At 53.9% G+C, this 22,413-nt stretch carries 19 protein-coding genes; 7 read left to right on the top strand and 12 right to left on the bottom strand.

All coding sequences use genetic code 11. The features are described 5' to 3' along the window. Positions 1-25: 25 nt before the first annotated feature. From yjdI to cspA, 3 genes are all read left to right on the top strand, one after another. Complete coding sequence (gene yjdI, locus N7922_RS04425; protein WP_263099423.1) at positions 26-256, top strand: 4Fe-4S mono-cluster protein YjdI; 231 nt, start codon at positions 26-28, stop codon at positions 254-256. Between the two features lie 12 nt (positions 257-268). Beyond that, a complete protein-coding gene (locus N7922_RS04430) occupies positions 269-541 on the top strand; it encodes a GNAT family N-acetyltransferase (protein WP_263099424.1) in 273 nt (90 codons plus the stop codon). 287 nt (positions 542-828) lie between these two features. Next, positions 829-1,044 carry an RNA chaperone/antiterminator CspA gene (gene cspA, locus N7922_RS04435; protein WP_263099425.1) on the top strand — a complete coding sequence of 72 codons (216 nt, stop codon included), beginning with the start codon at positions 829-831 and terminating at the stop codon, positions 1,042-1,044. Between the two features lie 247 nt (positions 1,045-1,291). Here the strand turns inward: cspA and N7922_RS04445 are convergent, their stop codons facing one another. Then, the gene (locus tag N7922_RS04445; protein WP_263099426.1) at positions 1,292-2,071 is read right to left on the bottom strand and encodes a helix-turn-helix transcriptional regulator; all 780 of its coding nucleotides are present in this window, start codon (positions 2,069-2,071) and stop codon (positions 1,292-1,294) included. Between the two features lie 107 nt (positions 2,072-2,178). Between N7922_RS04445 and N7922_RS04450 the strand changes: the two genes are divergently transcribed. From N7922_RS04450 to N7922_RS04460, 3 genes are all read left to right on the top strand, one after another. Further along, a complete protein-coding gene (locus N7922_RS04450) occupies positions 2,179-2,940 on the top strand; it encodes a class I SAM-dependent methyltransferase (protein WP_263099427.1) in 762 nt (253 codons plus the stop codon). A 170-nt stretch (positions 2,941-3,110) separates the two neighbouring features. Further along, complete coding sequence (locus N7922_RS04455; protein WP_263099428.1) at positions 3,111-4,439, top strand: glycoside hydrolase family 28 protein; 1,329 nt, start codon at positions 3,111-3,113, stop codon at positions 4,437-4,439. A 163-nt stretch (positions 4,440-4,602) separates the two neighbouring features. Then, complete coding sequence (locus N7922_RS04460; RefSeq protein ID WP_263099429.1) at positions 4,603-5,724, top strand: cupin domain-containing protein; 1,122 nt, start codon at positions 4,603-4,605, stop codon at positions 5,722-5,724. Positions 5,725-5,805: 81 nt separating this feature from the next. Here N7922_RS04460 and N7922_RS04465 read toward each other — a convergent pair whose 3' ends face one another. Both N7922_RS04465 and N7922_RS04470 read right to left on the bottom strand, forming a co-directional pair. Beyond that, the gene (locus tag N7922_RS04465) at positions 5,806-6,522 is read right to left on the bottom strand and encodes a nitroreductase family protein (RefSeq protein ID WP_263099430.1); all 717 of its coding nucleotides are present in this window, start codon (positions 6,520-6,522) and stop codon (positions 5,806-5,808) included. A gap of 166 nt (positions 6,523-6,688) precedes the next feature. Then, positions 6,689-7,693 (bottom strand): ABC transporter substrate-binding protein, encoded by a 1,005-nt coding sequence (locus N7922_RS04470; protein WP_263099431.1) that lies wholly within the window; start codon positions 7,691-7,693, stop codon positions 6,689-6,691. 463 nt (positions 7,694-8,156) lie between these two features. Between N7922_RS04470 and N7922_RS04475 the strand changes: the two genes are divergently transcribed. Further along, complete coding sequence (locus N7922_RS04475) at positions 8,157-8,642, top strand: hypothetical protein (protein WP_263099432.1); 486 nt, start codon at positions 8,157-8,159, stop codon at positions 8,640-8,642. Between the two features lie 4 nt (positions 8,643-8,646). On the opposite strand, the gene oxyR is transcribed toward N7922_RS04475, so the two are convergent. The 9 genes from oxyR to N7922_RS04520 all read right to left on the bottom strand — a co-directional run bounded on the left by oxyR (position 8,647) and on the right by N7922_RS04520 (position 22,125). Next, positions 8,647-9,564, bottom strand: coding sequence for a DNA-binding transcriptional regulator OxyR (gene oxyR / locus N7922_RS04480; RefSeq protein ID WP_263099433.1), 918 nt, complete (start codon positions 9,562-9,564; stop codon positions 8,647-8,649). 361 nt (positions 9,565-9,925) lie between these two features. Further along, positions 9,926-10,936: a glycosyl hydrolase family 8 gene (locus N7922_RS04485; protein WP_263099434.1), complete on the bottom strand. Its 1,011-nt coding sequence runs from the start codon at positions 10,934-10,936 to the stop codon at positions 9,926-9,928. Between the two features lie 54 nt (positions 10,937-10,990). Next, positions 10,991-11,920 carry a UTP--glucose-1-phosphate uridylyltransferase GalU gene (galU, locus tag N7922_RS04490; protein ID WP_317633849.1) on the bottom strand — a complete coding sequence of 310 codons (930 nt, stop codon included), beginning with the start codon at positions 11,918-11,920 and terminating at the stop codon, positions 10,991-10,993. Positions 11,921-11,969: 49 nt separating this feature from the next. After that, the gene (locus N7922_RS04495; protein WP_263099435.1) at positions 11,970-12,986 is read right to left on the bottom strand and encodes a sensor domain-containing diguanylate cyclase; all 1,017 of its coding nucleotides are present in this window, start codon (positions 12,984-12,986) and stop codon (positions 11,970-11,972) included. Then, positions 12,976-13,437, bottom strand: coding sequence for a cellulose biosynthesis protein BcsD (gene bcsD / locus N7922_RS04500; RefSeq protein ID WP_263099436.1), 462 nt, complete (start codon positions 13,435-13,437; stop codon positions 12,976-12,978). Before bcsD ends, N7922_RS04495 begins: the two co-directional genes overlap by 11 nt. 12 nt (positions 13,438-13,449) lie before the next feature. After that, entirely contained in the window at positions 13,450-17,151 is a 3,702-nt protein-coding gene (locus N7922_RS04505; RefSeq protein ID WP_263099437.1) for a cellulose biosynthesis protein BcsC, read from the bottom strand. Beyond that, positions 17,148-19,472: a cellulose biosynthesis cyclic di-GMP-binding regulatory protein BcsB gene (locus N7922_RS04510; RefSeq protein WP_263099438.1), complete on the bottom strand. Its 2,325-nt coding sequence runs from the start codon at positions 19,470-19,472 to the stop codon at positions 17,148-17,150. Before N7922_RS04510 ends, N7922_RS04505 begins: the two co-directional genes overlap by 4 nt. Continuing rightward, the gene (gene bcsA / locus N7922_RS04515; protein ID WP_263099439.1) at positions 19,462-21,579 is read right to left on the bottom strand and encodes a UDP-forming cellulose synthase catalytic subunit; all 2,118 of its coding nucleotides are present in this window, start codon (positions 21,577-21,579) and stop codon (positions 19,462-19,464) included. Before bcsA ends, N7922_RS04510 begins: the two co-directional genes overlap by 11 nt. 189 nt (positions 21,580-21,768) lie before the next feature. After that, positions 21,769-22,125, bottom strand: a complete 357-nt coding sequence (locus tag N7922_RS04520) for a hypothetical protein (protein ID WP_263099440.1) — start codon at positions 22,123-22,125, stop codon at positions 21,769-21,771. Positions 22,126-22,413: the final 288 nt, after the last annotated feature.

Below are 22,413 nucleotides of genomic sequence, written 5' to 3' on the forward strand. Positions count from 1 at the left end.
CACACATAATAATTGAGGCAATGTCATGGATAAGGAACTACTGGATGCGGGTTACCGCGTATACACCGGCGAGAAGATTGATGTTTACTTCAATACCCACATTTGCCAGCACGCCGGTAATTGCGTACGTGGCAGTGCGAAGCTGTTCAACCTGAAACGCAAACCGTGGATCATCCCCGATGAAGTGGATGTCGCAACGGTAGTGAACGTCATTGATACCTGCCCGAGCGGTGCCTTGAAGTACCGCCATAACTGAGTGAGACAACGTATGGACATCCTGGAAGGTCATAACAAGTTTTACGTGAACGACGCCGCAGGCAATCAGGTCGCGGAAATCGTTTTTGTTCCCACCGGCGAGCATTTAAGCATTATCGAACATACCGATGTTGATGAAAGCCTGAAAGGGCAGGGTGTCGGCAAACAGCTGGTGGCGAAAGTGGTGGAAAAAATGCGCGCAGAGCAACGCAAAATTATTCCGCTGTGTCCTTTCGCCAAACATGAGTTTGATAATACACGCGAATACGACGATATCCGTGCGTAATCACCTGCACCGGCGCGGGTCGGTGCTTTTTATTTCCAAAATCAAAGCGCCATTCCCCCTGCAGGTGGCGAGAAATATTTTTAAATTAATGCTTGCATCCCTTCTTCAGCCATGCGTTAATGCGCCGTCGGTTTGATAACCATTATCTCCAGCAGTTCACTAAAGTCTTTCTCATCTCTAAGTACCTCCTTGCTACTTCTTTTTGGGTCTTCGCTTTACACTCTGAATAAAATAATGCTTCAGACCATTACTGCCGAAAAGGCTAACAAAATCAGAAGGTAACAAGAATGTCTGCTAAAATGACTGGTATCGTAAAATGGTTCAACGCTGAGAAAGGCTTCGGTTTTATCACGCCGAAAGATGGCAGCAAAGATGTATTCGTACACTTCTCTGCAATCCAGAGCGATAACTACCGTACTCTTGAAGAAAATCAAGAAGTTGAATTCACCATTGAAAATGGTGCGAAAGGCCCGGCGGCTGCTAATGTCGTTGTGGTTCGCTAAGGATTTAGAAATTACGAACCGTATTCATTTTCGCTGCCCGTGCTGTAGCGGGTCGCAATACCGGATTTCCAGTTTTGATGTCACTGAAAAGAACCCGGCTGGCGCGAAATGTATTTTTTGTAAATCATCAATGATTGCATTTAATAATTTCACCGCGTGGGTTCAGTCCTCACAGGCGCCACTGGATTTCCGTAAATAATAAAAATCAGGTCAGTTTACTGGCCTGATTTTTTTATTTCTGCACGACTTATCCTGCCATTAACATAATCATTTTTATCGAGCGATTGCTGGTCAGTTGCCAGGTCATCTGGCGATAGTGTACTTCTCCCTGCTGCGGATGATGAAACACGCGCTCGCCCCCTTCGCGCACCACAACTTGCTGGCGCGACCAGAAGGCGCGGAATAACTCACTGTCATGACTGAGACTCTGCACGAATCTATTGAGCTCCCGATCGTGCGGATAGTGCATCGCATCTGCTCGCAGTTCCGCCACAATGCGGCTTGCTCGGCTCTCCCAGTCGGCAACCAGCAGGCGGGCCTGAGGGTGGCGGAACATAAAACTCATCATATTCGGCTGCGGATCTTCGCCCAGCCAGCCGCTGAACAGCGCTTCGGCAGGCGCATTCCATGCCAGCATATTCCAGGTTAAATCCAGCAAATAACAGGGACAAGCCATCTGAGTGACGGTCGCCAACACCTCTTTTTCAACCGTGACGACCTGTTCTTCCTGCGGATCGTTTTGCATGGCCAGGTGGAACAGGTAGCTGCGTTCGGTCGGTTTCATCTTCAGCACGTTGGCGATATTCGACAAGGTTTGCGGCGACACCACAATGTCACGCCCCTGTTCAATCCAGGTATACCAGGTGGTACTGATACCGCTGAGCTGTGCCACTTCCTCCCGGCGTAATCCACGGGTGCGGCGTCGCCCCAGAGAGGGCAAGCCAATATCCGCAGGGGCGGTGTTTTCCCGCTGCGAGCGCAAAAAAGCGCCCAGCGCTTTAGGGCCAGCAAAAAGGGTATTTTCCATGGGGGTACTCATTAATACCAGTATAAGTGCTCATATTGTACCACTATAAAGAGCGTCATATAGTCGCCAGAAAAGAGGCTTTGTCGTGCTAACAGAAGGAAAGAAGAATGGCGGTTAATCATCATCAGTTAACGGAACAGCAATTTGGCGATCAGGCGCAGGCCTATTTGCAGAGTCAGGTTCATGCTCAGGGCGCTGATTTAGTCAGACTGGCGCAGTGGCTGGCAGACGATGCCAGTGCAGCCATACTGGATTTGGGTTGTGGTGCGGGCCACGCCAGCTTTGTTGCTGCAGGTATTGCGCGTGCGGTCACCGCCTATGACTTGTCGGAAAAGATGCTTGATGTGGTGCGCCAGGCCGCCCACGAACGCCATCTCGACAATATCACCACCGCCCAGGGGGCAGCAGAGACATTGCCCTTCGCCGACAACAGCTTTGAGGTGGTGATCAGCCGCTACTCCGCCCACCACTGGCATGATGTGGCGCAGGCTCTGCGCGAAGTGAAACGCGTGCTGAAGCCGGATGGGAAATTTATCCTGATGGATATTGCCTCGCCCGGTCAGCCAGTGCTGGACATCTGGCTGCAAACCATCGAAGTGCTGCGCGATCCTTCGCATGTGCGCAACTACTCGCCGGCTGAGTGGTTGCATATGACCCAGCAAAGCGGCATGACGGTGCAAAAAATGGCGACGGACAGACTGGCGCTGGAGTACAACTCATGGGTAGAGCGCATGAAAACACCGGAGGTATTGCGCGCCGCTATCCGTTATCTGCAAAACCACACTTCCGAAGAGGTAAAACAGCACTTCCGGATCCGCGACGAGGGCTCGTTTACCTCCGACACGCTGATGTTTCAGACCCGGGCCTGATAGCGCCCGTCAATGCCCCCGGCTGTTCTGCCGCCGGGGTATCTCAAGGTAAATCTTTAATAAACCAGCGGTAAATAAGTGCTTTTGCACAATAGTTCTCGTGCATTTCCTGCCCTAAAGTAAATTTCGCCCAGGTGGCTTTTGACAATTTACTCATGAACAGAGGACGTATGAATAAATCACTGCTGGCGCTGATTTGCTGTGGCGCATTTTCATCGTTTGTGGCGCAGGCTGCGCCTTCCCGCTGCACACCCGAAGACTTTGGCGGCAAAGCGGATGCAAAAACCCTTAATACGAACGCTATTCAACAGGCTATTCAACAGTGCAGCCAGCGCGGTGGTGGTACGGTGGTGTTATCGCCTGGCGTCTGGTTAAGCGGCCCAATACAGCTACAAAGCAATATCACCCTGGAGGTCGCTAAGGGCGCGACATTAAAGGCCAGTAATGCGGAAGGGAAGTTTGTGGCGGCATTTATTGGTCAGCCGGCCCGCGCCAACGAAGCCTTTATTTTTGCCAGCCATGCGCAGAATGTCGCCATCACCGGCGGCGGAACGCTTGATGGCGATGGCGAAAAGAGCTGGTGGCCCGAGGCGTTGCAGATTCGTGCGCAAGTGCGCAGCGGCAATACCAAAGCCTTTACCGACCGCTTTCCTGGCGTTCCGCTGGCAAACGGTGCTCCGCGCCCGTGGTTTGTGGAGTTTAACCAGGTCACCAACGGGAAGATCGAACAGCTTCACCTGACCAACTCCCCGATGTGGAATATCGTTATCCGCAATAGCGACAAGATTGCTGTTCACCAGGTCAGCATCAGCAACCCGACCACTTCACCGAATACAGACGGTCTGGATATTGTCTCTTCACGCAATGTTACCGTGTCGAAAATGGACATTCACACCGGCGATGACAACATTGCCATCAAGTCTGGTCTGGTGCCCGGTACGGCAGCGCCATCGCAGGATATCGCCATTCGCGACTCCATCATGCGCGATGGGCACGGCATCTCTGTCGGCAGCGAAACTGCTAACGGCATCGGGCGGGTGACGGTCAGCCATGTCACGTTCCTCAATACGGAAAACGGTATTCGCATCAAATCGGCCCGCGATCGCGGGAATACGATAGGCCCGCTGGTGGCCGACCATCTGACCATGACCAACGTGGCGACGCCGATTCTGGTGACCAACAGCTATAGCGGCCAGTCGGGCGCGCAGGGCAACACCTTGATTTCGGTGATTGAAAACGCGGCCGTTACGCCATCGACGCCGAAAATTTCCGGGGTGGATATCACCGGGCTCACCGCGACCAATGCCAACCATGCCATGATTTTTAGCGGCTTGCCGGAGTCGGTCGTGCAGAATGTATCGCTAAAACATATTGATATCGCTGCGCAATATGGCATTCAGGCACGCTACGTGAACGGGAAGGGCGAAGACGTGCAGATTAAAACGCAGCACGGCGCGGTGGTGGAGCAAGGTCCGCAGACCACGCTCAAACTTAACTGATAACACTGCGGGTTGAGCGCCCGGTAGACGAAACGTCCGGGCGCACTGACACACTGCAAACAACGCAGGCCCTGGTCGTGCGAGCTCTTGACCAATGACAAGGCAGGCAGGGGACGACTCTCTTTATAATCCTCCGCGTTTCCCTTCTCACTGGTGTGAACCTATGGCTTACCAACTAAACCTTAACTGGCCGGAATTTCTTGAGAAATACTGGCAAAAGAAACCCGTTGTCCTGAAGCGCGCGTTCACGGACTTTATCGATCCAATTACGCCTGACGAACTGGCTGGCCTTGCTATGGAGCCGGAAGTGGACAGCCGCATCGTCAGCCACGTCAATGGTCAGTGGCAGGCATGGAACGGCCCGTTTGAGCAGTTTGATCATTTAGGGGAGACCGACTGGTCATTGCTGGCGCAGGCGGTTAACCACTGGCATGCTCCCTCTGCCGAACTGGTGAAGCCGTTTCGCGTGTTGCCGGAGTGGCGTTTTGACGATCTGATGATTTCCTATTCCGTGCCGGGTGGCGGCGTGGGCCCGCATATCGATCAATACGATGTGTTTATCATTCAGGGGATGGGCAGCCGCCGCTGGCGCGTGGGCGACAAACTGCCGATGAAGCAGTTCTGCCCGCATCCGGCATTACTGCATGTCGATCCCTTCCCGCCGATCATTGATGAAGATCTGGAACCGGGCGATATCCTCTATATCCCGCCGGGATTCCCGCATGACGGCTTCACGCATGAGACCGCGTTTAACTACTCCATCGGTTTCCGTGGGCCGAACGGTCGTGATCTGATCAGCAGTTTTGCGGATTATGCGCTGGAAAACGATCTTGGCGGCGAGCATTACAGCGATCCGGATCTCACCTGTCGTGAACACCCTGGCAGAGTGGAAGATTACGAGCTGGAACGCGTGCGCGGGATGATGATCGAGATGATCAGCCAGCCGGAGCATTTCAAACAGTGGTTCGGCAGCTTTATCACCACGCCGCGCCATGAACTGGATATCGCCCCGGAGCCGGATGACTATCCCGTGGAAGAGATTGTGGCTGCGCTGAAAGAGGGGCAGGTGCTTACCCGCCTGAGCGGACTGCGCGTGCTGCACATCGGCGATAGCTTCTTTATTAACAGCGAGTGTCTGGAGACCGCCGACGCGCGCGCCGCTGATGCGCTGTGCCGCTATACCATTATTGGTCAGCAGGAACTGGGCGATGCACTGGATAACCCGGCATTTGCCGCAGAGCTGACCGCGCTGGTAAACCAGGGATACTGGTACTTCGACGAGTAAGGCGTTCGCCGCGGGCCGGAGAAGGTGAAGCCGCCATCTGGCACTGTCGCCAGGTGGCGTTGACGTTTTCGCAACGTGCTATTAGCGGGCGACAATAAAACGTTTGTCGTCGTCGATAAAGGTTTTCTCATCGGCGGCGGCGACGATATTGCCAAAATTCATCTCTGCGCGCAGTTTCCAGCTCTCCGGGATCGCCCATGTCTGGCGAACTTCCTCGTCAATCAGTGGGTTATAGTGTTGCAGGTTCGCGCCAATGTTTTTTTCCGCCAGTGCCAGCCACACCGCATACTGCGCCATTCCGCTACTTTGCTCCGACCAGACAGGAAAGTTATCGGCATACGCGATGTACTGCTTCTGTAAATGCGAGATCGCCTGCTGATCTTCAAAAAACAGCACCGATCCGGCCGCAGCGGCAAATCCGTCGAGCTTATCGGAGGTGGCATGGAAACTCTCCGCCGGGATCACGTTGCGCAACTGCCCGCGCACCAGTTCCCAAAAACGATCGTGCTCTTTACCCATCAAAATCAGCGCCCGTGAACTTTGTGAGTTAAACGCCGACGGCGCCTGACGAATCGCTTCTTTGATAATCTCCTCGACCTTATCTTCACTGAGCGGCAGCGCTTTACCCAGCAGGTAAATGGTTCTGCGCGCTTTGGCAAGGGCAAGAAAATCCTCCGGTGCGGCGCTGACCGGCAGGGCGTGCAACTCCAGATCCAGCGGGGTATGCGGCGTTGCCGGCTGGGGCTGTCCTTCCGTGCGAGCGAGCGTCGAATTCAATATTTGCTGAAACGGGTGCATGGTTCACTTTTCCTGTTGTGCGCGTTAAGCAGGTTTTGTTGTTTATCAGAGCATGGGCCAGCCCATGTCGATCATGCGAACAAACAAGATAAAAAGCGGTATTTGCGCCAAAAACAACCGCCCTCACGGGGAGGGCGGCGGTTAAAGATGAAAGTTGCGGCGTTGATCACGCCGGCGGCTGTCCGTGCAGAATACGTGCGGCTTCATCGCGGTTGAGGGGATAATCGAAAAAGCGACGGTAAAAGTCGCGGGTGATGCTCACCATATCGGTATCTGCAAATAACGCCGGATGCAGTTGATGCGCCGCCCACTGGATCTGCAACGCGCTTTCGGTGCCGTAGCGATCCCACGGGAAGACGCCAGCCGGGTTTGCCCACACCTTCTTCTCTTGTACCGCCTTCAGCCCGCTGAACAGTTGCGCATAGCGGGATTGGGATATCTCGCCACAGCCCTGACCGAGAATGATGATGTCGGGTTGCCAGGCCAGTACTTGTTCTGGCGAAACCTCTTTCATATTTCCGCTGATCGTCTGTGCCGCATTTTTTCCCCCTGCCAGCGTAATCCAGGTATCAATCAGCGTATTGCTACCATCCACTTTGAGGGGGTTCAGCGACTGGATGTGCAGTACCGACGGGCGTTGCTGTTCACTGAGCGACACCGTTTTTGTCAGCACCGCGGCGACACTCTCTTCCAGATAGCGGTTATACGCCACCGCGCGCTGCTGTGCCTGTTCAGTGCCCAGCACGTTCGCCGTGGCGCTCACCGAATGTTCCAGCGACGGATAGTCGGTAAACGCCATTTCCAGCACCGGCAGATTCGCCTGATGATACGCAGCCACATCCGGGTTGCCTTTGGCAACAAAAACCACATCCGTCTGGTGCGCCAGCAACGCCTCGCTGTTAAATGAGATGCCTTTGATTTGCAATGCGTTGTTTAGCGCCGGATTGATTTTAAACATCCAGGGCCTGTCGACAGGATGATTGACCGTGGCAACAATATTGCTGCCCGCGCCGAGCGTCATCAGCACCGAATGGTGAGCAAACCAGGCATCGGCAATCCGTGTGACCCGGTCAGGCACGGTCACCTTGTTCCCGGCATCGTCCGCTACCAGCCGGGACGCCAGCGCCGGAAAAGCCAGCAAGGCGCATAACAATACATAGCCTGTTTTCATGCAGGATCCTCAGATGTCCACTGACCGGGAGAAGTGTGTTTCACGCGCCGGGTCGTGCGCTGGCGACTTGTCGTATCAGAAGGGGACCGTTATCATTTCAATTTGTATGACAATAAAGCACATGATCGCTATATAAATCAATACATATCGAATTGTTGGTGTGTCGTTACCGCAGGTGCACAGGCAGTGAGCGAACGTGTCGTCTCATAGGTGATATATTTTCACGTTACTGGTGGGTTACTAACAAAATTATTCAACAACAGTAAGGCGATTCTTGGCTTTAATATATGGGATAAATGAAAATAACAGATTAGGATCGATAGCATCAATAACTGGACATGAATTAACCTTTTGCTTTATATGAACTTTTTTATGATTTTAAGACATTCCGTATGGATCAATTTCATTTTATTCTCTATTTTAAACATTAACCCTAAAGAAAATTTCTAAGCGGTCGATGGATATGGATATAGCTCCGGATACGGAACAGCCCCCCTGGTCGCCAGGTATTGAGGAAAAAATGAAAGCAGAGTCGCACCATAGTCGTCTTCCTTTGCATTTGGATCCGCTATCGGAGCGTAATGTGCTGGTTCCACCGTTTGTGAAAACCATCGCCGTTCGCTTGTGCTGGGCTTCTTCTGTGGATGAAGCTGAGGCTTACCGTCTGCTTTCCTTGCCTTATTACCATGATGTTGTCACTGAAGATGACCGCGTTCAGCTGTGCGCGCGTTTCCCGTTTATGGCCGCTCTCCGTGCGCCGACTGCGATTGCCGATTATACGATTTCGCTGGTGACGGTCTGGTTGTTGATTGAAGAGATGTACCATCGCGGAACGGTGTTGCCGGACGATATCATGCGCGGTTTAATGAAAAAAACGACAACCATACCGGCGCATGATTGTCGTAAAGATGAGAAAGAGTCTGCTGCCTGTACTGATGAGCAGCGCTGATGGATCACGCCAGTACGTTGTTATCGATAATGTATCGTTCCATGTAGCGGGCAATGGCGTTGCGCAGAATCTCATATTTCTTACGCATCGGGTCGCTGCGGTGGAAAATCAGCACCACTTTGCGCTTTGGCCCCGGGCTCACGCAGCGCAAATAGCGAATGTTTTCATTGCCGCCCTGTTGCTGGGTCGAAAGCAGCGGGAAGAATGAGACGCCACGGTTAAACGCCACGCCACGACGCAGCGTTTCGAGGTGCATGGCGACAAAACGCGGATCGGGTTCCAGCTCGAACTGATAGCAATAACGCAGCACCTGACTGTGCAGGCAGTTGCCGTCATCAATCATCAGGATCTTACTGTTTTTCAGATGCCCCATATCGATTTCACCCATTCGCGCCCACGGATGCTGTTGGCTCACGCCCAGCACGAGTGGTTCATCGAACAGCGGTAGCTCAACGTATTTGCTGGTGTCTTTGTTAGAGGTCATGATCGCGCATTTGATGGCGTCGGACTCCAGCATGTTCAGCAACTGGTTGGTTTGCGCTTCGTGAATTTCCAGTTCAATTTCCGGGAAGTTCTCGTGGCATACCGAATTCAGGTGAGAAAAAATATAGGGCGCAAGCGTTGGGATGATGCCCACATCGAGCGTCTGCATCAGGCTCTGATAGTGACTGCTGCTGGCCATGTTTTTCAGCGCTTCGATCTCCCGCAGCACCACCTGGGTTTGTTCGACCAGACGCAGGCCGGTCTGGGTGAAGCGAATCCTGCGTGTCGTACGCTCCAGTAGCTGCAAGCCAAGCTCATTTTCCAGTTTACGCAACTGTGCGCTTAGCGTTGGCTGGCTGACGTTGCAGGCCTCCGCGGCGCGTTGAAAATGTCGATGCTTGGCCAGCGCGACGAGATATTCAAGGTTACGGATGTTCATTGTGATCCCCGGGGCGCAAGTGTGCGCTTGGCTGACGATCCGTGTGTAACAACGTGCTGTGTAAATGACGTGTTATTATTTTCAACTCTGTCATCAAGTCTCTCCCTCATGCTTGGACATGAGATGTGTGTGATTTTTATTATTCATTGTCGCCCGGTCCGCGCCGCAGCCTGTAGAGACGGAAACGGCATAATGAACCGGTGTTCCTGTATTGCCAGGCCGGTTATCGCTTAATTATCAAAGGCATCCTGCCAGTTTTCCGCGCACTCCTGCGTCAGACACTGCTTTGCTAAAACATCGCTAAGGCGCGCGAGCCAACGGAGCCTGCGCAAAACTTAGTATTGCTGGCGACGACGCGCCGTTAATCAGTTTTTAATGTGACGGCAAATAACGACAGCATATGCAGTACGGACAAATAATATCCCTCTCCCGGACGCACGGACTTATCCATATGCTGGTAATCGCCCATCGTTAAATCACGCACCGCCAGGATGCCGCCAGACATCGAGTAATTCGCCTGTCCTTCCCCGGAGACATCCACCCACGCGGGCGTTTCGTTTCGGGCATAATTTGCCCAAAAATGACGGAAATTATCCGTCGAATGTTGTTGCGTTTCGCTCAAGCTTAAGTACAGCGGGATGCGAATTGCGTCATAACTAAAACGTGCCGGCCAGTTATCGGCAGGTATGACTTCACCATTATTCTTGACAAAAATCCAGTCACTGGGCAGTTGCGTTTTACCAAAACGCGCTTTATTGAGTAAATCCAGGCTCGATTTTTTCAGCTTCAGCCAAATATCATTATGCTGATGTTGCCAGAAACTATCCCAGGCTGGGAAGATAAAGTATGAAGGATTAATAATATAGCCTTCATCTTTAGTAAATCCACTTAAACCTGGCAGCAGTAAAGTGTGTGTATCTTGTTCAATAATCAGACAATTGATTAGCGCTTCTTGAATATTTTCAGAGGCAGTCAGATAACTCTGGTCATGCCACTTATTCCCGGCCAGTAATAATGCCCAGGCAATAAGTGTATCGCCGTCGCTGGCATTATTATCATCAGTCACTTTTTGTTGCTGTGGATCATAACGCCAGGAAAATAACCAAAGTGAAGGACGTAATAATGTATTACGCGTCCAGCGCCATATTTTCTCAAAACTGGCGGGATCATCGTTCATCACCGCCAATAACATGCCATATCCCTGACCTTCCGAATGGCTGATATCGCCATTTTCATGGTCAACTATGCGGCCATCCTGGCTCAGGTAGTTCTGTTTAAATAGCACCCAGTTGCCGTCCTGACTGCGGGCTGAAAAAGAGGTCATGGCCAGCGAAAGCAATAAGCACGACATGAGCCAGGTGGTCCTTAACATGAGATTTCCTGTTGTGAAGATATGGCAGTTAACCGGGTAAAACGCCGTCAGGCGTTAAACCACTTCTGCAATACGGTCAACGACTTCAGCCACCGGCGATAACGTCAGTTCATGCTGCAACCAGTGGCGGAACGCCGGACCGGTAGCGCCATGACGCAGACCGTACTCCACAAACGCTTTCATATAACCGATTTTGTCGCCGCAGTCGTGAGACTTGCCAGTCAGGGCATAAGCCTCAACAGGTGAGCGTTCAAGCAACATCGCAATGGCATCGGTCAGTTGGATTTCGCCACCCGCGCCGACAGGTGTTTTGCGCAACAACGGCCAAATTTCTTTGGAAAGTACGTAACGCCCAACCACCGCCATATCGGACGGAGCCTCGTCGACGGCCGGTTTTTCCACCATGCCCTGCACCTGGCCGAAGCGGCCTTCCGCCACGTTTGCGCCACCGCAGTCCACCACGCCATAGCGGGAGACGTCTTCATGATTAACGCGCTCGATCATCAACTGGCTGGCGCCGGTCGTGGTAAAGCGGTTGATCATCGCCGCCAGGTTATCTGAAGAGAGGTCGCACTGGCTATCGTCGATCAGCACATCCGGCAGCAACACGACAAAGTCGTTGTCGCCGATCAGCGGTTCTGCGCACAGTACCGCATGACCCAGGCCTTTTGAGTGACCCTGACGCACATGCATGATGTTCATGCCAGCCGGGCAAATTGTACGAACTTCTTCCAGAAGCTGGTTTTTCACGCGAGATTCCAGCAGTGACTCCAGTTCAAAAGAGGTATCGAAGTGGTTTTCGATCGCATTTTTGGACGAGTGAGTCACCAGGACGATTTCACGGATCCCGCAAGCGTAGCATTCCTGCACGATATACTGGATAAGCGGTTTATCCACAATCGGTAACATCTCTTTGGGAATAGCCTTGGTAGCCGGGAGCATACGCGTACCGAGGCCTGCCACTGGGATTACAGCCTTTAACATACTTATTTCCTCTGGGAAAAAACTATTGCTGTTTGTAGTAGTTAAAATATCAACACACAACGGTGTTAATAATGCTACCAGGCTCATTAATGCCTGGAACCTGATAATTAATAAAATCATCACCGCCGCTAGCCTTAACCCGGTAAAGGGCGGTGTCGGCAGCTTTTAATATTGATGAAAAGTTCGGTCCGTGTTCAGGATAACTGGCAACGCCAATACTGACCGATAATTCCACAGTTTGTTGCAGGTACTGTAAATACATAGGCTGACGAGTCGCTTCAACAATTAATTGCAGCACCCCGCGGCCCATAGGTTCATCCACACCATCAATATAGGTCAGGGCAAACTCATCGCCGCCTAACCGTCCGAGTAACGTCGTGCGGGAAATACATTGCTTAACCCGGCTAATAAAGCAACGTAACACCTCATCTCCCGCCGCATGCCCCAGTTCATCGTTAATGGTTTTAAAATTGTCGAGATCGAGGATCGCCACGACAATCTGTGCGCCACGCGCATTCGCCGCACGAATTTTCTTACGGCTGCGAATATAATAACCCTGACGGTTCAGAGTCTTGGTTAATGCATCGTTGTGCGCGCGAAAATGCAGTTTTTCACGAATCGTCATATGTCGGGTAATATCAAAACCCAACAGAATAAATGCGAATATTTCACCGTTATCATCACGGCGCGGCATCAGTCTGGTGTCGAGCCATAGCCTCTCGCCGTTCTTTTTCTTCTGCGATATTTCACCTTGCCAGTTATCACCGGTTTGCTGCGCGAGCGTAATGGCCATCGCCAGAGAGATGGCGGTTGTCTCATCTTCTGACTGAAACAAAACCTGGCCAATCACCTCGTCATGGCTAAAACCGGTGAGCTGGTAGAAAAACTGGCTGGCATAAATAATTCGCCCGGACGTATCGAGAACCAGTGAAACAAAGGCATTGTCCTCCATATGGTTAACTGTTTCGATTTCCAGTGTTCTTCCTGAAACCACGATCTCATTAAACATTATGGTCACCTGATTGTTGATATATGGTGGAAATGCCCTTGCGAAATTATTCGCCAATGGCGTAACGGAAAATCAGCACATCTTCAGTGGCGTTATCTTTCCAGCGCACCGGCACCTGATTGCCTGCGCCCTGCGACACCAGCCACTGGGAATACGCGCCTTCCAGCACATAGGCACTGGCGCGACGCCAGCCCGCTTCATCACGGTATTCCGGCGCATGAGGCCAGGCGCAATGCAGCAGAATCAGTTCGCGCTGTGCGGGGGCCATCTTCACGAAGCCCCAGTTAAACAGCTCCAGCACCCGGTTGATGCTCGCTTCCAGTTCGTTGACGGTGGCCGCGCCATCAATGGGATACCACTGGGCCATCATCTGACCAATACGTCTCAGGGCGTCGGGATCTTTATCGCCGCGGCCTTCGGTGTATTCGTTGAAGAACAGATACACCAGATCGTGCCAGCCAGCCTGATAGTTGCGTTGTAAATAAGTGTCCTGATTGCTAAACATCATGTATCCCACGGTTTATTTGTTTTGATCGACGTAATATTTGAAATAAAACAACGCTTTACCTTCGTTGTAACTGCCGAAGGTGTCATACCCCAGGTTTGCACCCAGAGCCAGGTTGTCGCTGAGGTGGTAGCGCGCATCCACGCCCAATGTGTAACCAATGCCGTTTTTCGAGGTGGCTTTGTAAACCGCATCCACGTCGTCATCGGAACTGGCGTAACTGTTTAACTGCGATTGCAGCGTATTGTGGCCCGGGAAGTAGTTACTCTTATCCTGTTTGTAGGATTGGTAACCCACGGAGCCGCTCAACGTCATATCCCAGTCGTTGATATGGCGAGTCAGTGATACTGGCAACGATACCGCCATAAAATCCTGCGGGCTGAAATAACCACCCTGGCCGAGCGTGTAATAGCTGAGGTTACGGTCAAAGTTCATATAGTTGACGTTGACCCCGACCTTCATCTCGCTGTCGTTGGTGCGCCACGGGCGCAGGTAACTGCCCGCCAGCACATTGACCGAGTGGTTCGTCGGCACGTTAGTACCAACCCAGGTATCAAAACCCAGGCGGGTGTAGAGGCCAACCAGATCGTTATCCCACGCGAACTGCGCGGATACGCCGTTACGGGTGATTCCCCCCCAACTTTCACCGGTGCTTTTATCTTTCACCCCCACATAGGAGAGCAGGCTGTCGGTGACCGCACGGCGTTCCGCTTTCAGGTTCAGCGAGCTGTATTGCGTCAGTTTCGGGGTCCACTCCACGCCGCCGACTAAGCGGGTAAACTCGCCGCCGGTCGGCGTGCTGCCGACATCCAGCTTGTAGTTGTCGCCGCTCAGACTGAGGTTTGCCGCCACGCCGTTAGCCTGCTGGCTACCCTGGCTGGAGGCATTGGTCGAGGTGGTCGTCGTGCTGGTGCTGGCGGCAGCTTCAGCCAGTTTTGCCGCGTGCTCCAGCGCGCCGGAACCAAAGCGGTTCGCGGACTCGCCCGACATCTCGCCGGCGTTCAATGCCGTTGGCGTGACGTTCAGGTTGATGCGCGTGCTGTCGCCCACCGCGCCGGACAGGATCAGCGGCGCCTGAATCTCATCTAATGCGCTCAGGCCTGACTCACCATCACGACTGCGCAGCGAGACGCCCGCACTGGTCCAGGTGGCGCTCTTCTCTTGCAGATCGCGCATCATCGTGTTGATGCCGCTCATGGCGGTTTGTTGCGCCTGGCGAGTGGGTGAAGGTAACGACATGACTGAACTCAGCTCATCGCTGTCGTCATCACCACCTTGTTGCAGACGCCACTGCGCGGTGCGCAGCAGTGACATGGCCCGCTGGTTCTCGCCGTTGGCTGCCGCCACGCGTGCGGCCAGCAGCATATAATCTGCATCCTGGCTGGGTTCCAGCGACGCGAATGCTTTGCGGGCATCGTCGTTATTACCACGCGCCAGCGCCAGGTTAACAATCCCGGTCAGCGCCTGCTTATCGCGCGGGGATTTACGCAGTACGTACTGGTAGATCTCCGTGGCTTTCTCATCCATGTGATCGGCCTGATAAACACGCGCGACGGATAACAGCAGATCGGTATTGGTGGGATTGGCCTGCAATTCCGGCATCAGCAGGTTCCACGCTTTGCCAATCTGGCCTTTCTCACGCAGGCGATCGGCGCGGGCAATCAGGTTGCCGGTGCGAATCGCATTGATCTCTTGCTGGCTGGCGCCATTTTGCAGCGCCGGCGCATTGAGAATGCTCTCCGCTTCGGCAAACTGACCGGCCTGGTTCAGCACGCGGATCTGCCCGGCGTAGTCCACTACGGAGCCGTGCAGCCCTTGTGCCTGACTATCACGCACCAGTTGCAGCGCGCCTGCGTTGTCACCGCTTTGCATCAACATCTCTGCAAGGCGACCCACATCAACCGGCGTTTGCGGCGGGTTGCGCTTCAGCGCCTGTAAGGAGTTGCGTGCTGCCGTGGTGTTACCCAGACGCAGGTAGTTACGTGCAACATCCAGTTGCTGGTTGATCTGTACGCGGTTGCTCAGCTCGGTCATGTCGGCGCTATAGCTGCTGCGCGGCAGGCGAGCCAGCAGACTCTGCGCGCGTGACCAGTCGCTATCTTCCGCGGCATACACCGCTGCGGCGTACAGCGCTTCTTTGTTGGTGCCGCCACGTTGCGCCACGCCAGTCATCAATGTGCTGGCCTGTTGCTTCTGCCCGGCTTTACGCAATGCCCGGGCATAATCCAGTTGCAGCCAGACGTTTTGCGGGTATTTAGCGGATGCCGCCTGCAGAATTTGCATGGCGCGCGAGCTGTTCCCCGCCTGCAACGCTGCCTGCGCGGCTTTACGTTCGTTATCGCCGTTGTCGCCGACCGAAGCATAACGGGTACGCAGGTTGGCGGGCAGGGTGCGCAACATGGCGTCGGCTTCCGCCTGTTTGTTTTGCTGTTTCAACACCCACCACAAGCCGGTACGGATATCCGTATTCTGTGGATGTTGCTCCAGTAACCGGCGGTAGACCTCTTCCGACTGCGGCAATTTGCCCTGACGACGCAGGATGTCTGCACGCAGCATATCGGCGGCTTGTTGCTGACTGGCGTCGTTCGTGGCGCTGCTGTCGAGACTGGCCAGTGCCTGATCGTAGCTGCCTTTCTGACTCAGGTTTTTAGCCTGCGCCAGCGCACCGTAGTAACGGGCGTTGTCGGCATCTTTCGCCCACTGCACGCTGTTTGTATTATTGGTGTCCTCTTGCGAGGCGCGGCGTAGATATTTTTCCGCATCGGCAAAGTTATTCTGCCGCAGCGCCACGTACCCCATCCCGGCCAGCGCATTCCCGTTGTTGGCACGGTTTTGCAGCGCTTCGGCAAACTTATCTTTCGCATTGCCTAAATCACCGCCGTTCAGCGCATCGAAGCCCGCTTTGGTAGCATCGCCTTCAACACTTTTACGGTAGTGATCCATCGGTGCGCTGTCTTCCGGGTGACGCTGCGCCCATGCGGTATACGCCGGGAGATCGGACGATTTCGCATCCAGCCACAACAAGGCCTGTTGCAGGGCCTTATCGGCGTTTTTATCATCCGCCGCCAGGCTGCTGAGCTGATTAATCCCTTCCCGGCGCGTTTGTTCCTGGTAGGTCAGCGCCATCGCCAGCGCCGTTTTGGTTGGCACATCATCCGGCATAATGCTGGCACGCTGGCGCATAGCCGCCACCGCTTCTGACCAGGTGGCGCTGTCGCCCGCCATCGTCTGGTAATACTCCAGCGCCACGTCATCCGGCGGCGGGTTGCCGTTAAAGAGTGCACGCCATGCGGCAATCGACTCTTTAATCTGCCCACGACGCGCCAACTGGCGCGCAGCGTTGAGTTTGTCCTGCGGAATATTGCGCAGGGTATTGGCGCTGGTCAGCGCGTTAAGGCGCGGATCCTGTGGTGAGATATCGGCGATTTTTTTACGCCAAATCTCAGACTGTTGAACGTTGCCCTGTTGCAGGTGATAGAGCGCCATCAGGTACATGGCGTCGATATTTTTATCATCGGCGGCCAGCACTTTTTGCAGCGCTTCCATCGCCATATCGTCATGGGCTTTGCTGTGCCAGTAACTGGCTTGCGCCAACAGTTTTTTTACTGCTGCATCATTACCCGTCGCGTCGGCGCTATCGGCAGCCGCAGCCGGGTGGCTGGCGCCAATCAGGCACAGCAGGTAAAAAGCGTGCGTCAGTTGTTTACGCGTATTCATTTCTTCGTTTTATCCTGCAGGCGTTGACGCGCATGGCGCTGAAGCGAGTTAAACAACATCGGACCGGATACCGCAGCAATCAGGCAGGCAAGCACCACCAGCCAGATAACATGCTCGCTCGCGAACCACAGCACGCGCAGATAGCCAGGCAGATTGCCGCTGACGAACTGTTCGCTGACACGCCAGCTGTGGACATCACCCGTATTGCTGACGGCGGTAAAATCCCCGCCTGCGGCAGACTGGAATGCCGGCTTCGTCATATCCTCAGATAACTGCGCCAGTTGGTGGTTGTCCGTGGCGGTTGCCACCACCACCACACGCTGCGGGTTCCACGGAGAGCGCATGCTCAACAGACCGCGCCACTGGTTGTTGTCGCTGAGGTATTCCGCGGCTTCCATATCCGTCAGCGGCTGATTGCCGCTCAACAACGACAGCACACGTCCCACCGCGCTGGTGGTGTTGACCTCAAGATTGTTGCCATTAAGCGTAAACGCGCTGCCTTGTAAGAGCGGGGTGAGCTGCTCGTTATTGCTCAGGTTGCCAATCGCCAGCACATCGCTCTCGGTCAGTTGCTGCTGGGCGTCATCGTGCCCTGGCATGCCGGTGTAGAGGTGCAGGAAATTGGCGGTGACGCCGGTATCGCGACCGGACTGCGCCATCAGATTGAGCAGCATCGTTGCTTCTTCCACCGTCGGATGCGCAGCCATCAATACCGTTGTGTGGGCCAGGTCGGCGTTGCGCGTGAACGGGAACATCGCGCCGCTGAACCAGGCCAGATTGGGCAGCTTGCCGTAGTGCCAGGAGCGACTCAAATCGAGAGTCGAGTCCCCGTCAATACGGCTCTGGATGTTCTCATCCGCCATGGCGTTACAGGGGGCGTTCTTCTGCGCTTTCAGACCAAACCAGAAGCCCAGTTGGTTGCTGCCGAGAATGGCGCGCGGATCGATATTCACCACCGCGCTTTGCTGACGCTGCGATAAACCCAGCATCGACATCACCGGCGCCAGCAGACCTTCTTTGCTCACCGGCAGTCGTTTCAGGAACTCGCCATTCAGGCTGACGTTCAGGAAAGACTCCTCGTCGTCAATCCAGTTTTTCTGCGCAAAGCTGTAATTCAGGCGCAGCGGGATGGCGGAACCATCCCACATAAACAGGTCCGGCGCGGTGCGGAACGGCAAACGGTTTTCGCCATGCCAGACGCCGTGAGCGACCAATGCGCCTTCATCATTGAGCAATGAGCGCACCGGTACCGGGCGATCGGTATTGATCCAGCGAGGAGCGTCATACGCGTCGCGTTGTGCGATTTTCAGCGCCGGAACATCCAGTGTGTCGCTATCCGGCAGGGCAGGCTGCGTCAGACGCCAGGCAGCCTGGCGCAGTTGCATTTCGTTATGACCGCTGACCACCAGCAGTTTGTAAGCCGGGTTTTGCGGGTTGTCGATAACCTGCAACGCCGCGCCATTGCTTTGTGGGATCGTCACACCGCCAATCATCTGACCGGGTTTACCAATCAGGATGCCGTTGCCCGCAGGCAGCGCGTTGTACTGCACATCGAAGCGGCTTGGCCGACCGTTGCTCAGTGCGCCAAACTGTGAGGCGACAATGGCGGACGCCATCAGCACATCCGCATCCGGGCTTTCCGGGTACGCGATGCTGACCGCCTGGTCTTTGGTTTGCTTCACGTCGAAGAACGGACGCGGGAACGTCCCCAGCGTTTTACGCACATTCAGCCAGAGCCCCTGGTAATTAAGGGTCGACTCCGGTTGCAGTGTGACTTTGTAATCCGCAGGCAGCGGGCGCTGGCAGCTCCAGACGTTATTGATAATGTCGTCGCCGGTTTTCAACTGGAAGCTCAGGTTGTTGCTGGAGGCGATCATTGACGCCGGCACATCCAGGTTCCAGAAGCCTTTATCCTGCTGTAACTGATCCAGCGGGATCGCGCCCAGCGGCTGACCGTTGAGCATCAGTTGCAGGTTTTCACCGTTCACGTCGCTACGGTTGACCTGCACATTGAGACTGATATGCGCATCGGTGATCACCAGATCCCCGGGCAGGTTAAAGGAGACGCCGTTTTGCAGTTGCATACCGGAGAGCGTCAGCCCGCCGGTTGCGCCCATATCACCAAAACTGAGGGTGCTGGCGATGTTCTGATTGCTGGCGTTAGCCGGCGCAGGCGGCTGGGTCTGCACAGAGGTTGAACCCTGCAACGTAACCGGCAACGGCAGCTCCGGCAGCGCATCGCTGTCCGTTGAGAGCGCAAAGGCCGTGCCGTTCACTGAGCACACCAGCAGTGTGGCAAGTGCGATGGGGTTAAAGCGCATTTTTAACCTCTTCCTGTTTCTTCGCGACCGTGGCCATCTGGCTGTTAAACCCATTGGTGCGTTTTTTCGGGCCAAAGAACAGTTCAAACACGCACTGCAAAATACCCATAAAGGAGACCAGCGGGCGGTCAGGCGCATGCGGTGGACGATACCAGGCATCCGCGCGGGAGAGTACGACGCGCACCAGCTTACGGCGTTCGCTCAGCGGCAGGGTGTCAAACTCAAGGCGAATATCACCCACGCCCATACCCGCTGCGCGGATTGGCACATGGGCTATTTCACCACTGAGTCCCAGCTCGATTTGCACCGGGGTTTTGCGCGTTAAATCTTCCCCTTTCACCAGCGCCACGCGTGCGCCGCCCATAGAGATGTCGAAGGTGCGGGTTTGCATCTGTGTCCCGTCGGTAAAGTGGATCGTCACCGGCAGACGCGCGAAAATACGGATGGTTTTGCGGATTTGCTTGGTCTCTTTTGCGACGGCAATGGAGGCCAGCAAAATAATGGTACTGAAGGTACCCCATGCAATGTTGAACAGGATCACGCGCGGGTCAATACCGGCGTAGTCATGCATAAAGTAGCGAACGCCAACCCAGATCATGCTGCCGACCATCAGAATGGTAGTGATGATCAGCGGGCGAACGGTATGGGCGTCAAAGTAGTTTTTGTCGGTCAGATCGCCTTTATCCGTCACGTTGAATTTACCCAATCGCGGTGAAATCAGGCTTAACAACGTGGGCAGGATCAGGTGGAACGCCATCACCGTTTCGTAGATTTCACCCCAGAACGCATAGCGGTAGCGCCCGGTGATCCGCGAGTTGACCATGGTGGAAAGCACCAGGTGCGGCAGCACATAGGCAAAAATCAACGTGGCCGACGAGGAGATAATGTTGAGGTTAAACAACATAAACACCAGCGGCGACGTCAGGAACACCACGCGCGGCAGACCATACTGGAAGTGCAGCATCGCATTGAGATAACAGAGGCGCTGCGTCAGCTTCAGGCCACGGCCCAGCAACGGGTTATCAATACGGAAGATCTGCGTCATACCACGCGCCCAGCGAATACGCTGGTTCACATGCAGCGCCAGACGTTCTGTTGCAAGACCGGCAGCCAGTGGAATATCCAGGAAAGCGGTGTTCCAGCCACGACGCTGCAATTTGAGCGCGGTGTGCGCATCTTCGGTCACGGTTTCAACCGCAAACCCTCCCACTTCGTTCAGCGCAGCACGGCGGATCACCGCACAGGAACCGCAGAAGAAGGTGGCGTTCCAGTTGTCGTTACCCTGTTGCACCGGGCCATAGAACAGCGCGCCTTCGTGCGGAACGCGTTTCGCCGCAGTCAGGTTGCGTTCAAACGGATCCTGGGAATAGAAGTGGTGCGGCGTCTGGATCAGCGCCAGTTTGTCATCGCGGAAGAACTCGCCGATGGTGGCCTGCAGGAAGACACGGGTTGCCACGTGGTCGCAGTCGAACACGCAAATCAGCTCGCCGTTAGTCACCGTCATTGCATGGTTCAGGTTACCGGCTTTGGCATGGCTGTTATCGGGGCGCGTGATATAGCCTACTCCGGCTTCGGCAGCAAAATCACGGAACTCATCGCGTTTTCCGTCATCGAGAATATAAACTTTGACTTTATCTTGCGGATATTCGATGCACTGCGCCGCAAGAACGGTATCACGAACGACTTCGAGGCTTTCATTATAAGAAGGAACATAAATATCGACTGTCGGCCATGTCGATTTATCCTGTGGTAACGGAGCAATAGGGCGCTCTAATGGCCATGCCATTTGAATATAACCCAACAGCAAAATCGTCCACGAATAAATTTCAGCAGCAAACAATAAACTACCCAGCAGCATTTCCAGCGTGGAGTCAAAATGCAGCGTCGTGGTGGCACGCCACCAGATATAACGGGTTGACATTAGCAATGAAAGTGTGAGCATTGCCAATACGGCTTTCTTACCCTTTATTCGACCAAGAATGAGCACGGCTGCCATCACGCTAAGGCCGAAGAGGTATTGCTTATCGCTGCCCATGGGGGTGATGATCACCAGCAGGGATAATGCTAACAACATCAGCGTGAATATAATTCCGATGATTTTTTTCATGTTTGTATCATCTTGCACAGAAAATAATAAAGGTACGCCGGCATAACAATGTTTCCGGTTACCTGTTAAAAATCATGACGCATTCTGCCGGTCATCAAATTAGCCATAGACCGATAGCATCACCTGCAGTGGGTCATGAAAAATTGTGCTGATTATTACCATGTGTGGATCCCACATGGCTGAACGGTATTATTTGCCAATCACCGTAAATAACATATCCAGCCGCACCGGATTACGTTCGCGGACTTCCAATTCCGCCGGACGGCTGATGGCCGCAACGCTTTCCATAATGTTATTTACCGGTGTGCTGAACGCATTGGGTGCAGCGACCGGCGCCGGTTTGCTTTTCGGCCAGGACAGGGTGTTAGCCGGTACGTCTGCTGGCGCGCTGGCATGGCTGGCTTCCTTGCGGCTGGCCGCCGGAATTTCAGTGATTGCCGCTTCTTGTTTTTCGTCGCTGGCGTCTGAGGTGACTGCCGTTGTGGTTACTGCTTGCATAGTGGCACCATCTTCTTCATTCATTTCCTGGAAAGAGACACCGGACATCTTTAGTTTTCCAGCCAAAGAACCTAAATCATCATACATAGTATTTGCCTGACCCCGATGTGTTGAATACGAGCTATAATAAGCAAGGTTGTCTTCTCTATTTACCGCGCTATCAAGCGGGGAATCTAAATCCAATGTCTTTGTTAAGGTAAATTTCAGACATCCGATTTATTTGAGAATTTCCTTATATACTGTCGGTGGCGGGCGGTTAAGGTCAAGTGACGATATCAATAAATTAGAATACACTTATTAAGGATATCTATGAATACCGGCTTTATTTATTACTGT

The sequence above is a fragment of the Kosakonia sp. ML.JS2a genome, assembly GCF_025642095.1.
In the GTDB taxonomy this organism is placed as follows: Bacteria; Pseudomonadota; Gammaproteobacteria; order Enterobacterales; family Enterobacteriaceae.

Excerpts from the sequence above, each read along its gene's own strand:
- bcsD (WP_263099436.1), bottom strand. The coding sequence starts at position 13,437 with ATGATGTTTAGCAATCAGGACACTTATTTACAACGCAACTATCAGGCT.
- N7922_RS04470 (WP_263099431.1), bottom strand. The coding sequence starts at position 7,693 with ATGAAAACAGGCTATGTATTGTTATGCGCCTTGCTGGCTTTTCCGGCG.
- N7922_RS04455 (WP_263099428.1), top strand. The coding sequence starts at position 3,111 with ATGAATAAATCACTGCTGGCGCTGATTTGCTGTGGCGCATTTTCATCG.
- N7922_RS04475 (WP_263099432.1), top strand. The coding sequence starts at position 8,157 with ATGGATATAGCTCCGGATACGGAACAGCCCCCCTGGTCGCCAGGTATT.
- N7922_RS04445 (WP_263099426.1), bottom strand. The coding sequence starts at position 2,071 with ATGGAAAATACCCTTTTTGCTGGCCCTAAAGCGCTGGGCGCTTTTTTG.
- N7922_RS04510 (WP_263099438.1), bottom strand. The coding sequence starts at position 19,472 with ATGCGCTTTAACCCCATCGCACTTGCCACACTGCTGGTGTGCTCAGTG.
- yjdI (WP_263099423.1), top strand. The coding sequence starts at position 26 with ATGGATAAGGAACTACTGGATGCGGGTTACCGCGTATACACCGGCGAG.
- N7922_RS04465 (WP_263099430.1), bottom strand. The coding sequence starts at position 6,522 with ATGCACCCGTTTCAGCAAATATTGAATTCGACGCTCGCTCGCACGGAA.
- galU (WP_317633849.1), bottom strand. The coding sequence starts at position 11,920 with ATGTTAAAGGCTGTAATCCCAGTGGCAGGCCTCGGTACGCGTATGCTC.
- N7922_RS04430 (WP_263099424.1), top strand. The coding sequence starts at position 269 with ATGGACATCCTGGAAGGTCATAACAAGTTTTACGTGAACGACGCCGCA.
- N7922_RS04485 (WP_263099434.1), bottom strand. The coding sequence starts at position 10,936 with ATGTTAAGGACCACCTGGCTCATGTCGTGCTTATTGCTTTCGCTGGCC.
- N7922_RS04460 (WP_263099429.1), top strand. The coding sequence starts at position 4,603 with ATGGCTTACCAACTAAACCTTAACTGGCCGGAATTTCTTGAGAAATAC.
- oxyR (WP_263099433.1), bottom strand. The coding sequence starts at position 9,564 with ATGAACATCCGTAACCTTGAATATCTCGTCGCGCTGGCCAAGCATCGA.
- N7922_RS04450 (WP_263099427.1), top strand. The coding sequence starts at position 2,179 with ATGGCGGTTAATCATCATCAGTTAACGGAACAGCAATTTGGCGATCAG.
- bcsA (WP_263099439.1), bottom strand. The coding sequence starts at position 21,579 with ATGAAAAAAATCATCGGAATTATATTCACGCTGATGTTGTTAGCATTA.
- cspA (WP_263099425.1), top strand. The coding sequence starts at position 829 with ATGTCTGCTAAAATGACTGGTATCGTAAAATGGTTCAACGCTGAGAAA.
- N7922_RS04505 (WP_263099437.1), bottom strand. The coding sequence starts at position 17,151 with ATGAATACGCGTAAACAACTGACGCACGCTTTTTACCTGCTGTGCCTG.
- N7922_RS04520 (WP_263099440.1), bottom strand. The coding sequence starts at position 22,125 with ATGTCCGGTGTCTCTTTCCAGGAAATGAATGAAGAAGATGGTGCCACT.